A 14,902-nucleotide genomic window follows, 5' to 3' on the forward strand; every position below is an offset into this window, starting at 1 on the left:
CCACTCAAGCGGACGCCCTCTTCGGCGCCTCATGGACCAAAGCCTCTCCGACGGCGGAGACAACATCGCCGATGACGATCAGAAGCGGGCCGCCCGACGTCGAGGCTCCGCCTTGGGCAAGTTCCCCAAGGGTCACAGCGGTCAGCTTAGCGTTCGGTCCACCGACGCTCTCCATGATGGCGACCGGCGTTGTCGGAGCCCTGCCTTGCAGAAGAAGCGCCATCGCCAGCGAAGAGGCCGCTTCGCCGCCCATATAGATGGCCAAGGTGGCTTCGGGATCGGCGCCGAGCCGCCAGTCGCTGACGGCGCCGGCGCCCTCGACCCGCGCGGTGGCGAAGATCACCCGCCGGGCCTGGCCGCGATGAGTCAGAGGAAAGCCGAACTGCGCCGCCGCCGCGCTGGCGGCGGTGACGCCGGGCACCACCTCGACCGCGACCCCGAAGCGCCGCAGATAATCGGCCTCTTCACCGACCCGTCCAAAGATCGAGGGATCGCCGCCCTTGAGACGTACGACCCGCAGGCCTTTGCGCGCCAGGCGCAAAGCCAGGCGATTGATGGCCTCCTGGCTCATGCTGGGACGACCGGAGCGCTTGCCGGTCTCGATCCGGATGCAGCCCGGCGGCGCCAGGGCGACGGCCTCCTCGGAGATTAGGGCATCATACAGCAGGGCCTGGGCGCTCTCGACCGCTCGCACCGCGCGCAGGGTCATCAGATCGACGGGCCCTGGGCCCGCGCCGACAAGCAGGACGCAACCGGCCTTTGGATCATGCGACATCGACGGTCTCCTTTGCGAGCTTGAGGGAAGCGGCGATCATCCGGGCGATCTCTGGCCGGCAGGAGCCGCAATTGGTTCCCGCCCCGGTGGCCACGCCCACGGCGTCGGGATTGACGGTGCCGGCCGCGATGGCGGCCTGGATAGTCTTGGCTCCCACCTTCAGGCAGGCGCAGACCAAAGCGCCCTTGTCGACTGGCGCGCCGAGTGGACGGCCAAACAGCAGGGCCGAGCGCGCCTCGGCGCCCAGCACCGGCGCGGTGAACAGCTCGGCCAGCCAGTCGCGCGACGGCAGCGCGCCGCCCGTGGTCATGAACAGCACTGCCGTCAATCGCCCGTCGCGCACCCAGGCCTCCCGCCGCGAACCGGAACCGGCGTCCTCATAGGCCACCAACTCGCCGACCAGCCCCTTGGACAGCACCTTGCGTACGACCTCGCGTTGGGCCTCGTCGCCGCGCCCCGCGAACTCATGCTGCTGGCAGGCCTCCTGCGGGATACGTCGCCAGACGAGATCCTGGCCGGCGAGCGCGCTGAGACTGTCGCGCGACAGAAAGAAGCCCTTCCAGGTTTCGCGATAGGGCCGGATCCTGGCCGGGGTGTGTTTGAACTCTGGCTGACCGGAGATCGGGTCGATATTCGGCGCGATCAGGCCATTGGAACGCCCTGACGGCGCGAAGGCGGCGGTCCAGTGCATGGGCATGAACAGGTCGCCGGGGCGTTGCCGGTCAGTGATCCTGGCAATGACGACGGCTTCACCACGCGCGGTCAGCACCCGGGTCAGGGCCCCGTCCTTGACGCCGGCGGCCTCTGCGTCGGCCGGGTGCATCTCGACAAAAGGCTCGGGCGCGTGGCGGCACAGGTCGGGCGCGAGACCCGTACGGGTCATGGTGTGCCACTGGTCGCGGATACGTCCCGTATTGAGTGATAGCGGATAGGCGTCGCTGACAGCGTCGGCCGGCCCCTTCGGATGGGTCGGGATCATCCGCCCGCGCGCATCGGGGGTCTGAAAGCGCCCGTCGACAAACAGACGCGGCGCGCCCTGTCCATCGGCTCCGACTGGCCACTGTACCGGCTTCAGACCGGCATATCCGTCCGGATCGATGCTGGTAAGGCCCGAAAGGTCGAGCAGGCGGCCGTCGTTCTCGTAGGCCGTCAGCCGCGCCCATTCGCGGAACACACTGGCTGGACTGGCCCAGCCGAAGCCGTCATGGCCCATGGCCACGGCGACGTCGGCGATGATCTTCCAGTCGGCGCGGGCCTTGCCCGGCGCGGCGAACAAGGGCCGCTGACGCGAGATGCGGCGTTCGGAATTGGTGACCGTGCCGTCCTTCTCGCCCCAGGCCAGGGCCGGCAGCTTCACATGGGCGAAGGCGCTGGTGTCGGTGTCGGCGATGCAGTCGGAGACGACCACGAACGGGCACTTGGCCAGGGCCTCGCGCACCCGGCCGGCGTCCGGCATCGAGACGGCCGGGTTGGTGGCCATCACCCAGATCGCCTTGATCCGGCCGTCATGGACCGCCTCGAACATGTCGACGGCCTTCAGACCCGGCTTGCGGGCAGTGTCGGGCGCGCCCCAGAAGCGGGCGACGCGGTCCCGGTCGGCCGGCTCGAAGTCCATGTGGCCAGCCAGGGTGTTGGCCATGCCGCCGGTTTCCCGCCCGCCCATGGCGTTGGGCTGGCCGGTGATCGAGAACGGGCAGGCCCCGGGCTTTCCGATGCGGCCTGTGGCCAGATGGACATTGAGGATCGACAGCCCCTTGGCCACGCCCTGGGCCGACTGGTTTGCCCCCATCGAGAACAGACTGACCGTCCTGGGATGGGCGGCGAACAGATCGAAAAAGGTCAGCAGGTCGACCAGCGCCAGACCGCAGTCGGCGGCGACCGCCTGGCGCGACTGGTCGAGTTCGCCCAGGGCCGCCTCGACCGCGTCAAAGCCGTTCACATGGGCGGCGATGTAGTCACGGTCTATCGCGCCGCGCCGGATCAGGTCGGCCAGCAGGCCGGTCCACAAGCGCACGTCGCTCTGCGGCGCGATGGCCAGGTGCAGGTCGGCCCCCTCGGCGGTGTCGGTGCGGCGGGGATCGATGACCACGTGCTTCTGGCCGCGGGCCCGGGCCGCCTCCATGCGCCGATAGAGCACCGGATGGGTCCAGGCGGCGTTGTGGCCGCTGAAGACCACCAGATCGGCTAGATCTAGGTCTTCATAGCAGCCCGGCACCAGGTCGGCGCCGAAGGCCTGCTTGTGGGCCGCGACGGCCGAGGCCATGCAGAGCCGGCTGTTGGTGTCGATATTGCCCGAGCCGATGAAGCCCTTCATCAGCTTGTTGGCGACGTAATAGTCCTCGGTCAGCAATTGGCCCGAGACATAGAAGGCCACGCTGTCAGGACCGTATTTGGCGATGGTGTCGCCAAAGCGCTTGGCGACCAGGGCCGTCGCCTCGGTCCAACTGGCGACGCGTCCGCCGATCATCGGCTCCAGAAGCCGGCCTTCGAGACTGACGGTGGCGCCCAGCGCCGTGCCTTTCGAGCAGAGGCGGCCCAGATTGGCCGGATGGGTCGGGTCGCCCGACACCGACACCGCCCTGTTCTCGCCCCGGTCGGCGGTGACGACAGCGGCGACGCCGCAGCCGACGCCGCAATAGGGGCAGGCGGTCTTGACCGACAGGGCGGCCGCGCCGTCAGCCATCGGCCTCGACCAGGGCGAAGCTCAGCAGCAGGCGGCCGTCGCGGACTTCCAGCGGCACCACAGGCGCACAGCCCTTGCCCTTGTCGGCGCCCATCGGCTCGCCGGTGGCGAGGTCGATCGACCAGTTGTGCAGCGGACAGGCCACGGCGCGACCATGGACAATACCCTGGCTGAGCGGCCCGCCCTTGTGCGGACAGGCGTCCATCAGGGCGAAGACCTCGCCGTCGCCGGTGCGGAAAATGGCGATATCACCGCGCGGGCTGGTCACGCGCCGCGCGCCGCGACGGGGAACGTCGGTAACGGCCCCTATGTCGATCCAGACCGGCTCCTTGACGGGGGCGTTCATGCGGGGGCGAACTCCATCCGGCGGCTCATGGGGGTGAACTCCTCGTTGTGCCGGCCGGCCACGCGCTCGGCCCAGGGGTCGATGCGGGCAAAGCGCTGCGAGAAGACAAAGCGGTCGTAGAGGGCCTTGCGCTGGTCTGGATCGGTAACCTGGGCCTGGATCGTCTCCAGCCCCACCCGCGCCATCCACTTGTAGACCCGCTCCAGGTACCAGCCCTCTTCGCGATAGAGCTGCATGGCGGCGGCGATGACCCAGACAGCCTCGTCCTCCGAAGCGACATGGGTCAGCACCTTGGTGCCCTGGATGTGCAGGCCCGCCGCGCCGCCGATGTGGATCTCGAAGCCGCTGTCGACGCAGACGACGCCGAAGTCCTTGCAGGTGGCCTCGGCGCAGTTGCGAGGGCAACCCGACACCGCCAGCTTGACCTTGGCCGGCGCCCACGACCCCCAGAGGAACTTCTCCAGGCGGATGCCCAGGCCCGTGGAGTCCTGGGTGCCGAACCGGCACCAGTCGGTGCCGACGCAGGTCTTCACCGTGCGCAGGCCCTTGGCATAGGCGTGGCCGCTGACCATGCCAGCGGCGTTGAGGTCAGCCCAGACGGCCGGCAGGTCGTCCTTCTTGACGCCCAACAGGTCGATGCGCTGACCGCCGGTGACCTTGACCGCCGGGATGGCGAACTTGTCGGCGACGTCGGCGATGGCCCGCAGCTCGTCCGGCGTGGTCATGCCGCCCCACATGCGCGGCACGACGGAATAGGTCCCATCCTTCTGGATGTTGGCGTGGACCCGCTCGTTGATGTAGCGCGACTGCTTGTCGTCGCGATATTCGGCCGGCCAGGCGCACAGCAGGTAGTAGTTCAGGGCCGGACGGCACGACGAGCAACCGTCGGGCGTGGTCCATTCCATGGCCTGCATCACCGCCGGCATGGATTTCAGCTCGTAGTCGACGATGGCCCTGCGCACGTCCGAGTGCGGATGGTGGGTACATTGGCACATCGGCTTGGGGCCGACCTGGGCCTTGAAGTCGTCGCCCAGGGTCAGTTTCAACACCTGCTCGACCAGCGGGGTGCACGACCCGCACGAGGCCGAAGCCTTGGTTACCGCCTTCACCTCATCCAGGCTCTTCAGGCCCTGGGTGGTGATGGCCGAGATGATGGAACCCTTGCAGACGCCGTTGCAGCCGCAGATTTCCTGCGTATCGGGCATGGCCGCAACGGCCGCATTAGGGTCCAGGCCGGCCAGCCCTTCAGTGATGGCCTGACCAAAGATCAGGGTGTCGCGGATGTCGGCGACCACGGTCCCGGCCCGCATCAGGTCGAAGTACCAGCCGCCGTCGGCGGCGTCGCCGAACAGCACGGCGCCGGCCACCTTACCATCCTCGATGACCACGCGCTTGTAGACGCCGCGCCCGGCGTCGCGGAACACGATGTCCTCGCAGCCCTCGCCGCCGGAAAACTTGCCGGCTGAAAACACGTCGACGCCGGACACCTTCAGGCGAGTGGACAGCACCGAGCCTTCATAGCCGCCTTCGCCGTCGGTCAGGCTTTGGGCCAGGGCCCGGCACATATCCCAGATCGGCGCGACCAGGCCGTAGCAATTGCCCCGGTGCTCGACGCACTCACCGACGGCGAACACGGCGGGGTCCGAAGAGCGCATGCCGTCATCAACGACGACGCCGCGGTTGACCGCCAGACCCGCCTCGCGCGCCAAGGTGGCGTTGGGCCGGATGCCGACCGCCATGACCAGCAGATCGCAAGGCAGGACGCGGCCGTCTTTCAGCTTCAGGCCGGCGACCTGGCCGTCCTCACCGACGATCTCCTCGGAATGCGCGCCCAGCACGGTCTCAACACCACGCTCCAGCAGGGCCTCGCGCAGCAGGAAGCCTGCGCTTTCGTCCAGTTGCCGCTCCATCAGAACGTCCATCAGGTGGACGACCGTCGCGCCCATCCCCCGGCGAGCCAGACCGTAGGCGGCTTCGAGGCCTAGCAACCCGCCGCCGATCACCACGGCGCGGGCGCCCGGCCTGGCCGAGGCCGCGACCATGGCCTCGACATCGTCGAGATCGCGGAAGGTCACGACGCCCTTCAGGTCCGAACCCGGCAGCGGCAGGCGGAAAGGATCCGAGCCCGTGGCGAGGATCAGCTTGTCATAGGCCAGTTGCAGCCCGCCCTCGGCTTGGACGGTCCTGCCGTCCAGATCGATGCCGGTGACGGCGAGGCCCGCATGCAGGCTAATGCCGTTGTCGGCGTACCAGGCCTCGTCATTGATCACGATGTCGGCGAAGGCCTTCTCGCCCGCCAGCACCGGCGACAGCATGATCCGGTTGTAGTTCACCCGGGGCTCGGCGCCGAAGATGGCGATCTCGTAGCGATCGGGGTCGCGCTTGAGGATTTCCTCGACCGCCCGGCAACCGGCCATGCCGTTGCCGATGACGACCAGACGTTCCCGTCGGGGATGGGTCATGACTTTGCTCGCTCAGTCTGAGGACTAGACGCGGATCGGGGCGGCGTCGGGCTGCAGGGTCGGCCAGACCGAGCGCCAGCGGGCCTTCAGGCTGTGCAGCGCGACGAGGGCGAACAGCGCCAGGGCCGCGAAGCCGAGAAAGCCGAGCTGGTAGGAGCCGGTCAGTTTCTTGGCCATGCCCAGGGTCGAGGCCAGATAGAAGCCGCCGATGCCGCCGGTCATGCCGATCAGACCGGTCATCACGCCGATCTCCTTGCGGAAGCGCTGCGGGGCCAACTGGAAGACCGCGCCATTGCCGGCCCCCAGGGCCAGCATCGAGACCATCAGCACGGCCAAGGCCAGCCAGGCGGAGGGCATCTGGAAGCTGGCGATTGCCAGGCCGATGGCGGCCAGCACGAACACGAAGCTCAGGGTCCGCACGCCGCCGAAGCGATCGGCCAGGGCCCCGCCGACGGGCCGGACAAACGAGCCTGCGAACACGCAGCCGGCGGTGAAGAAGCCGGCGATCACCGGGTCCAGGCGATATTCGGAATTGAAATAGATGGTCAGGGACGAGGCCAGACCCACGAAGCCGCCGAACGTCACCGAATAGAGCAGCATCAGCCACCAGGCGTCGGGCGCCTTCAGGACGTCGAGATATTCAGACAGATTCTTGGGCGCGGGCTGCTCAGGGGCGTCCTTGGCCAGTAGCATATAGACTAGGAAGGCGACGGCCAGCGGCAGCGCAGCCAGGCCGATGACGTTCTGCCAGCCAAAGTGCTTGGCCAGCAACGGCGCGAACAACGCGGCCAGGGCGGTGCCGGAATTTCCCGCCCCGGCGATGCCGAGCGCCAAGCCCTGATATTCTTGCGGATACCAGCGCGAAGCCAGCGGCAGGGCGACGGCGAACGAGGCGCCCGCCACGCCCAGCACCAGGCCCAGAGCCAGAACCTGATGATAGCTGTGAATGCCGACGGCCCAGGCCAGGACCAAGCCGGTCAGCACGATCATCTGGTTGATCATGCCGGTCTTCTTGGGTCCGATACGGTCCACGAGCACGCCATTGACCAACCTGAGGAGCGCGCCGGCCAGCACCGGCACGGCGACCATCAGGCCCTTCTGCGCAGGATCCAGATGGAAGTCCTTGGCGATCGCCACGCCCAGCGGGCCCAGGATCACCCAAACCATGAAGCTGAGGTCGAAATAGAGGAAGGCGGCGAAAAGCGTCGGCGAGTGGCCGGCCTTGGCGAAATCGCGGAGATTCATGAGAGTGCCTCGGTCTTGCGTGTCTGCGAGAGGGGCAACTGAGCCCGACGGGTGACCGCATCCGAGCGGTCTTCTCTTGCAGCCACGAACGCCGTTGTCCGAAGGCTTGCGTCTAGAAGGGGATCAAGACGTGGCGGGTGTCACCCTGTCTTGATCCCTCAGGCAACCGCGCATTGGACAGCGCTCGATTGCTCATCAAATAAGCGAAGCTGCCGCCCAATTTATGGGCGCCCTAGGCTGCCCGCCGCGCGTACAGGAATTCGATCACCGCCGCGCGGGCGTGGATGTAGGTCGGGTTCTCGGCGACGGCCAGGCGATCGCGTGGCCGCGGCAGAGCCACATCCAGGACCTGGCCGATACTGGCGCGCGGTCCGTTGGTCATCATCACGATGCGATCTGACAGCAGGGCCGCCTCGTCGACATCGTGGGTGACCATCAGCACGGTGTTCTGGAGGGCCGCATGGATCTCCATGACGCTGTCCTGCAGATGGGCGCGGGTCAGGGCGTCCAAGGCTCCGAACGGCTCGTCCAGCAACAGCACCTTGGGCTCCATGGCCAGGGCCCGAGCTATGCCGACCCGCTGCTTCATGCCGCCGGAGATTTCGGCGGGCCGCTTGTCCAGGGCGTGGGTCATCTTGACCAGCTCCAGATTGTGCAGCGTCCAGTCGCGGCGCTCGGCGGCGGTCTTGGTCCTGCCGAACACCTTGTCGACCGCCAGGCTGACATTCTCGCGCACCGACAGCCACGGCAGCAGCGAGTGGTTCTGGAACACCACGGCCCGTTCGGGGCCCGGCGCATTGACCTCCTGCTTGTCGAGGATCACCGCGCCGGTCGTCACCGGCACGAGACCGGCGACCACGTTGAGCAGGGTCGATTTCCCACAGCCCGAATGGCCGATGATCGAGACGAACTCGCCCTTATCAACTTTCAGGTCGATGCCGGTCAGCACCTCGGACCGCGCGGCGCCTTTCGAGAAGGTCACGCCGACGCCTTCGATGGAGAGATAGGCTTTTGCCATGGGATTATCTCCTTAGCTCGCCGCGTTGCCGCGCGAGATGACGTGGCCCAGCAGGGCTACCAGGCGATCGAGGAAGAAGCCGGTCAGTCCGACCCAGGCCAAGGCCACGATGATGTCGGAAATGCGCGAGGCGTTGTACTGGTCCCAGATGAAGAACCCGACGCCGACGCCCCCCAGTAGCATCTCGGAGGCGACGATGGCCAGCCAGCTCATCCCGATGCCGATCCGCAGGCCCGTGAAGATGTAAGGCGTCGTCGCCGGCAGCAGGATCTTGAAGAAGTACTCGGTCGGCGACAGCCGCAGCACCTTGGCGACATTGACGTAGTCGGTCGGGATGTTGCGCACGCCAACGGCGGTGTTAATGATGATCGGCCAGATCGAGGTGATGAAAATCACGAACAGGGCCGAGGGCTGGGCTTCGCGGAAGGCGGCCAGTGAGATCGGCAGCCAGGCCAGCGGCGGCACGGTGCGCAGCACCTGGAAGATCGGATCCAGCCCCCGGTGCGCCCAGCGGTTCGAACCGATCAGCACGCCCAGCATGATCCCGCAGACCGCCGAGATCGAGAAGCCCATGCCTACCCGCTTGAGGCTGGTCAGCACGTGCCAGAACAGACCCTTGTCGACACCGCCGTGATCAAAGAACGGGTGCAGGATCAGGTCCCTGGACTCCGCCCAGACGTGAGCCGGAGACGGCAGGCCGACATAGGAGTCGCCCGCCGCGATCTGCCAGACGCCGAGAATGACCAGCAGGGTGAGCAGCGGCGGAAACACCGCCGCTGCGATCTCGCCGGCCCGCCTGGAAACCTCGGCAAGACCCGAGGTGCGGGTCTCACCCGATGAATGAGCGACGGGTGCGATCGCGACCGGCTCGGCGGGCGAGAACGAAGGTTTGGGAAAGGTCATGGCCGCGCCCTCCCCTAGACTAGCTTCTTGATCGGCTGGCTGGCCAGGTAGGCGCCCGGATTGGCCGGGTCGAACACCTTGCCGTCGAAGAAGCGCTCGACGCCGCGGCTGTCGCCGGCCGGGCCGGTCTGGCCGATGGCCTTGGCCGCCGCGCGCCAGATGTCCGAGCGGTTGACCTTGTTCACAAGGGCCTGGGTGTTGGTCTTCTGCGGCAGCACGCCCCAGCGGATGTCCTCGGTCAGGAACCACAGGTCGTGCGACTTGAAGGGGAAGCTGGCGTTGTCGGCCCAGAACTTCATCCGGTGCGGCGAGTTGGTCAGGGTTCGGCCGTCGCCATAGTCCACCGTGCCCTGCAGGCGGGGCAGGATGTCGCCCATCGGCACGTTGACGTACTGGCGGCCCGAGACGATCGAGCACATGGCCGGCAGGTTGCTGGCCTTGTCGCACCACAGAGCCGCTTCCTGCACCGCGGCGGTGATCGCCTGGGCGGCGCGCGGATATTTGTCGACCCAGGCGGCGCGCATGCCCAGCGCCTTTTCCGGGTGGTTCATCCACAGCTCGGAGGTCAGGCAGGCGGTGTAGCCGACCTTCTGATTGACCAGCTGGCCGTTCCACGGCTCGCCCACGCAGAAGGCGTCCTGGGTGCCGGCCTTCATGTTGGCCACCATCTGCGGCGGCGGGATGACGATGGTGGCGACGTCGGTTTCGGGATTGATGCCGCCGGCCGCCAGCCAGTAGCGGACCCACAGATCGTGGGTGCCGCCCCGGAAGGTCATGGCCACCTTGGCGATGTTGCCGGCCGCCTTCATCTGCAGGAACTTGGCCTTGGCCCCGGCGCTGTTCAGCCCGACCTTGACCGCCTTCAGGTCGTTGCCGACCGAGATGCCTTGGCCGTTCGTATTGAGGCGGGCCAGGATGTACATGGGCGTCGGCGCGCCGCCGGTGATGGCGCCCGTGCTCATCAGATAGGGCATGGGCGACAGGATGTGGGCGCCGTCGATGCCCCCGCGCTCCGAGCCGAGCACAAGGTTGTCGCGGGTGGCGGCCCACGAGGCCTGCTTGACCACTTCCAGGTCGGGCAGGCCGTGCTTGGCGAACAGCCCCCGCTCCTTGGCGATGATCAACGGGGCGGAGTCGGTCAGGGCGATGAAGCCCAGGCGGGCCTTGGCGACTTCCGGTCCCATGCCGGCGGCGTGGGCACCCGCCGGGAAGGCGGCTTTGACGGCGGCGACGGTGGCGGCCGCGCCCAGCAGGGCGTTGCGGCGGGTGAGGCTCACTTCAGAGCCGGCGAGGGTCTTGTCGGTCTTGGTCATGATCTTCAGGTCCCGCTGGGGCTTAGAGTTTGTATTCGAGGGTGATCCAGCCCTTGGTCCGCGACGGCGGCGGCGTCGCCGTGCCCAAAGGCACGGTCGTCTCGCGCTTGAAGTCGGCGTACTTGAACTGGATCGAGAGCTTGGGATTGATCGCGGCCGTCAGCTGGACGTCCCACTCGCGGCCCAGATCCGCGCCGGTCTTCTGGTCGTTGAAGTCGTGGTAGCGCAGCAGGACATCGGTGTTGAACCAGTAGGTCCGCTTGAACCGGGGCTTGGCGTTGAAGGTGAGGTTGGCGTCCTCGATGCCGTCGACGAAGCTCTTGTTGCCGCCCGGCGAGACGAAGGCGTCGCTCCAGCCTTGGAAGGCATGGACGGTGGCAAGGGGCGTGGTGAAGCCGCGCGTCCCGTCGCCTTCAAGCGACTCGTAAGCCGCCTTCACCGTGTAGATGTCGAAGGTGGCCGCGACGTCGCCGCCCCAATAGGCCAGGTCGAAACTGGGCGTGTTGTGGCGGTAGTCCGTCTGCTGGGCGTAGGTGGCGTTATAGGCCAGCTGAAACAGGTTGACCCAGGTCTTGCCCGAGGCCTTCACGCCCTTGGTGATCGACGAGTTGACCGCCGAATTGCCGAAGTCGAGCGCGTAGACGAAGCCTTGCAGGCGCAAGGCCTCGGCCGGCGACCAGGTGGCGTTGAAGAGGTGACTGTCTGAGTCCCAGTCCTTCAGCTCGCCCAGGATGCGGTTGATGTGGGTGACATAGGCGTAGGTCGCCTTGAACCGGCCCAGGGCGAGGTCGGCGCGGAAGCCGTCTATCGTCTGCTCGTCCTGGCGCCAGCCGACATTGCCGACGAAGCGCTGGTCATCCAGCAGGATGCGCTGGCGGCCGGCGGTGACCTGCAGGGCGGCGCTGGGCGTCCAGGTCAGCTGGGCGCGGTTCAGCTCGGTGACGTCGGGGTCGTTGACCACCGGGTAGCGGGACTTGTCGGCGCCGTTCAGCGGGGCGGTCGTCGCGCCGGGCACGTTGACGGCGTAATGCTCCTCACCGACCTGACGGACGTCCTCGAACTCGACCAGCGCCTTGACGCCCTGGAACTCGGCGGTCTCCCAGCCAAAGCGGGTGCGGACGGTGAAAGCCGAGGCGTCATCCTTCAGCGTAGCGGTCTTGGTCTGGTCGACGGTCTCGTAGCGCGCGCGAACCTCCAGGATCAGCTTGCCGGCCCCGATCTGGTCGCTGATGGTCGGCGGCGGCGCAAGCGGCGGCGGTTCGGCGGCCGGCTCGGCGACGGCCTCGACCGTGGCGTCAGCGGTCGGCGTGGCAGGAGCCGGCGCCTCCTGGGCCCAGGCCGTTCCGCCCAGCATCAGAGCGCAGCCAGCCGAGCCGCACCGCAGCATTCCTCGCAGATTTTTCATTGCCTCAATCCCCCAAGGCCAAAAAAAAACGCCCGGTGAGACCGCGTGTGCGATCTCTCCGGACGTCGTTGTCCATTTCATACCGACGATTGCGTCACCGTCGGCGGCCCTCTCGGGCCAGCGCGGAACCTCGTTGCCCCGCGTGTCGCCCTTAGGAAGGGATCGGCCGCTGACCTGCGGCAATCGAAAAACGGCGTTCTCGCCTACGGCGCTCCGTCATCGGCGTATTTTTGCACAGCTGAACAGCAAATCTCAGCAGGGGCCTGCCCGTATTCCGCGCGTTTGTGCGACCCCAAGGATCCCTGCGCCCTGCCCCGTCAGATGCTCAAGCGGGTGATCGGGAAGCCGGCGGCATAGAGTCCGGCAGCTTCGGGACTAAACTCCAGGCCATCGAACAGAACCATGGACGGGACATTCGCGGCCTCCGCGAACGCGCCTGCCGGCTCGATGACAGGGCCCAGCGAGATCGCCGCGGCTTGGAAGAGGTCCGGGCGATAGACCATGTCAGCTATGCGCCCAAAGTCCTGGTTCACCTCAACCTGGCCCCAGCGCGCCATTTGCGACAAGAACCAGAGGGCATGCTCCCGGCGCGGCAGTCCCGCCGCCCCGTCATGAAAGACGATCTCGTCTTCCAAAGCCCAGGCTATGGCCTCAGCGGGCGCGCCGATGTGTTCGGGCAAGGCCAGCAGCTCCACAAGCGTCTGACGATGGGCTGGATCATCAGCCCAGGCCGAGGCCCGGATGATCGCCCTGAGGGCGGCGCGAAGCTCGTCTGGATAGGTCGCGGCCCACTGCGCCTTGACCCCGAACACCTTGTCGGGCGAGCCGGGCCAAAATTCCGAGGCCTTGATGAGCACCTCTCCCAGCCCCTCGTGCAGCGCGACGGCGTTCCACGGCGCGCCGACGCAGAACCCATCGACGCCGCCCGATCGCAGTTGCTCGACCATGCGCGGCGGCGGCGTGACCACCAGCTTGATGTCCCGGTCCGGATCGATCCCGGCCTGGGCCATCCAGTAGCGCAGCTCGTAGGCGTGCATCGAATAGGTGAAGACCACGGCGAAGGTCAGAAGCGGCTCACCGGACGCCCGGCGCTGTTCCAGGAGCCGCGCCAGGGGACGCGCCGTGATCGGCCGCTGGGCCATGCCTTCGGGATCGACCTGGCGCAAAGCGTCGGCCAAGACCGTCGAGACCGTGATGGCGCTGCCGTTGAGGTTCAGGGCCATCGGCGCGATCATCGGCACGGCGTCGCTTGCCACCCCCAGGGTGGAGGCCAGGGCCATCGGCGCCAGCATGTGCGCCCCGTCCAGGGCGCCAACCGTGACCTTGTCGCGAAGGGTCGCCCACGAGGCCTCACGGCTGAGGCTGACCTCCAGCCCTTCTTCGGCAAAGAAACCCAGGGCCTTGGCCACCACCAGTGGCGCGCAGTCGGTCAGGGGGATGAAGCCCAGGCGCAGATCGACGAGACCGCTCACGAGGCGTCTCCTTTCAGAATACCCGCGAAGGCCATCAAATCGGCGGCCACCGCGCCGATCGGCCGGCCCTTGTCCATGGCCAGCTTGCGCAGCAGACGATAGGCGCCGTCCTCGTCCAGACCCCGCTCCTTCATCAACAGGCCCTTGGCCCGTTCGACGATCTTGCGAGACTCCAGGTCGGCCTTGGCCTTGGCCAGATCGCCGCGTAATTGCTGGGTCAACGCAAAGCGACTCATGGCCACGTCCAGGATCGGCCTCACCCGCCCTGGCGCAAGGCCATCAACGATATAGGCCGCCACGCCCGCCCGCACGGCTTGCTCAGCCAGCCCCGGTTCGGAGCGATCGACGAACATCACCACCGGGCGAGCGTTGCCATGCGTAACCTCCCGCAAGCTCTCGAGGGTGTCGCGGTCGGGACTATCGGCCGCGATGACCACCACATCGGGGGCAAAGGCCGCCACCTCCCGTTCATCGAAAAGCGCCGCCTGCCGCACCTCGAGCGGATCAATGCCCAACAGGCCTTCGGCAACCAGGGCAGCTCTCGCGGGATCGGGGTCGATGACGAGGACGCGCATGAAGAATGCCTAGGGCCGAGACGGCTTGAACAGGAACCAGCGCAGACGCTGTGAGCCGCACAACCTCGCCGTCGCCCATGTTTTATACAGTTGAGCCTTGATCGCGGGCGCCGCCCTCATTCGACGCCCCGACTTGGCTATCTCGTTTGAAGCGCGGCTTTCGCCCTCCAGAAATAGTGGCTTGTCAGCCGCCGGTTAGCCCCATGAACAATACGCAACTGCCGCCGGAAACGCGTCTTCATATGCTTGGAGCGCGTCAGGCCGCGCTTACCGAAGTCCTGGAACAGTTCAACCGCCTCACCGTCGCGGCGCGAGATGAAGCCAGTATCGATGGCGGACCAACGGCGCTCGAAAGCAGCTGGCGTCGACTGCATCATTGGCTTGCCGAAGCGGGCCGTGAAAATCTCATCGAGCTTTCGCTCATACGCCATGAAATGGCGACCACGTGCGACCATACTGACGCGCCGCGGAAGGCCAAGCACTGGCTATCCAAATCCGGAATATTCAGCCGCTTCAGACCAACCCGGATGTCCAGATAACTTTCGTCGTGTGTCTGCGCGATGTCCTCGCCTTCGCCGGCAGTATCATGACCTCCGACAACGAAACTTCCCAAAAGCCCGAGAAGCGCCAGGAGCAAACCCAAGGGGCGCTCCAGAAACAGGACACTCAGCGCTGCGGCATGCCGGCTCTGAACGTGTGGAGCGG

At 67.0% G+C, this 14,902-nt stretch carries 12 protein-coding genes; all 12 read right to left on the reverse strand.

Annotation, left to right across the window (positions count from 1 at the left end):
- Window positions 1-4 precede the first annotated feature (4 nt).
- Window positions 5-775: a uroporphyrinogen-III C-methyltransferase gene (gene cobA / locus ACQY9P_RS04670; RefSeq protein WP_421736429.1), complete on the reverse strand. Its 771-nt coding sequence runs from the start codon at window positions 773-775 to the stop codon at window positions 5-7.
- Window positions 765-3,458, reverse strand: coding sequence for a molybdopterin-dependent oxidoreductase (locus ACQY9P_RS04675; RefSeq protein WP_421736428.1), 2,694 nt, complete (start codon window positions 3,456-3,458; stop codon window positions 765-767). The genes cobA and ACQY9P_RS04675 overlap by 11 nt, the downstream gene beginning before the upstream one ends.
- Complete coding sequence (gene nirD, locus ACQY9P_RS04680; protein WP_421736427.1) at window positions 3,451-3,804, reverse strand: nitrite reductase small subunit NirD; 354 nt, start codon at window positions 3,802-3,804, stop codon at window positions 3,451-3,453. Before nirD ends, ACQY9P_RS04675 begins: the two co-directional genes overlap by 8 nt.
- Window positions 3,801-6,266 carry a nitrite reductase large subunit NirB gene (gene nirB, locus ACQY9P_RS04685; RefSeq protein WP_421736426.1) on the reverse strand — a complete coding sequence of 822 codons (2,466 nt, stop codon included), beginning with the start codon at window positions 6,264-6,266 and terminating at the stop codon, window positions 3,801-3,803. The genes nirD and nirB overlap by 4 nt, the downstream gene beginning before the upstream one ends.
- Window positions 6,267-6,290: 24 nt before the next feature.
- A complete protein-coding gene (locus tag ACQY9P_RS04690; protein ID WP_421736425.1) occupies window positions 6,291-7,511 on the reverse strand; it encodes a nitrate/nitrite transporter in 1,221 nt (406 codons plus the stop codon).
- 232 nt (window positions 7,512-7,743) lie between these two features.
- A complete protein-coding gene (locus ACQY9P_RS04695; RefSeq protein WP_421736424.1) occupies window positions 7,744-8,529 on the reverse strand; it encodes an ABC transporter ATP-binding protein in 786 nt (261 codons plus the stop codon).
- 12 nt (window positions 8,530-8,541) lie between these two features.
- Window positions 8,542-9,432, reverse strand: coding sequence for a nitrate ABC transporter permease (gene ntrB, locus ACQY9P_RS04700; protein ID WP_421736423.1), 891 nt, complete (start codon window positions 9,430-9,432; stop codon window positions 8,542-8,544).
- A gap of 14 nt (window positions 9,433-9,446) precedes the next feature.
- Window positions 9,447-10,745 (reverse strand): CmpA/NrtA family ABC transporter substrate-binding protein, encoded by a 1,299-nt coding sequence (locus ACQY9P_RS04705; RefSeq protein WP_421736422.1) that lies wholly within the window; start codon window positions 10,743-10,745, stop codon window positions 9,447-9,449.
- A 22-nt stretch (window positions 10,746-10,767) separates the two neighbouring features.
- Window positions 10,768-12,150 carry an alginate export family protein gene (locus ACQY9P_RS04710; RefSeq protein ID WP_421736421.1) on the reverse strand — a complete coding sequence of 461 codons (1,383 nt, stop codon included), beginning with the start codon at window positions 12,148-12,150 and terminating at the stop codon, window positions 10,768-10,770.
- A 317-nt stretch (window positions 12,151-12,467) separates the two neighbouring features.
- The gene (locus ACQY9P_RS04715) at window positions 12,468-13,622 is read right to left on the reverse strand and encodes a CmpA/NrtA family ABC transporter substrate-binding protein (protein WP_421736420.1); all 1,155 of its coding nucleotides are present in this window, start codon (window positions 13,620-13,622) and stop codon (window positions 12,468-12,470) included.
- A complete protein-coding gene (locus ACQY9P_RS04720) occupies window positions 13,619-14,197 on the reverse strand; it encodes an ANTAR domain-containing response regulator (protein WP_421736419.1) in 579 nt (192 codons plus the stop codon). The genes ACQY9P_RS04715 and ACQY9P_RS04720 overlap by 4 nt, the downstream gene beginning before the upstream one ends.
- A gap of 137 nt (window positions 14,198-14,334) precedes the next feature.
- Entirely contained in the window at window positions 14,335-14,652 is a 318-nt protein-coding gene (locus tag ACQY9P_RS04725) for a hypothetical protein (RefSeq protein WP_421736418.1), read from the reverse strand.
- Window positions 14,653-14,902 lie beyond the last annotated feature (250 nt).

This window comes from Caulobacter sp., assembly GCF_965279145.1.
Classification (GTDB): Bacteria; Pseudomonadota; Alphaproteobacteria; order Caulobacterales; family Caulobacteraceae; genus Caulobacter.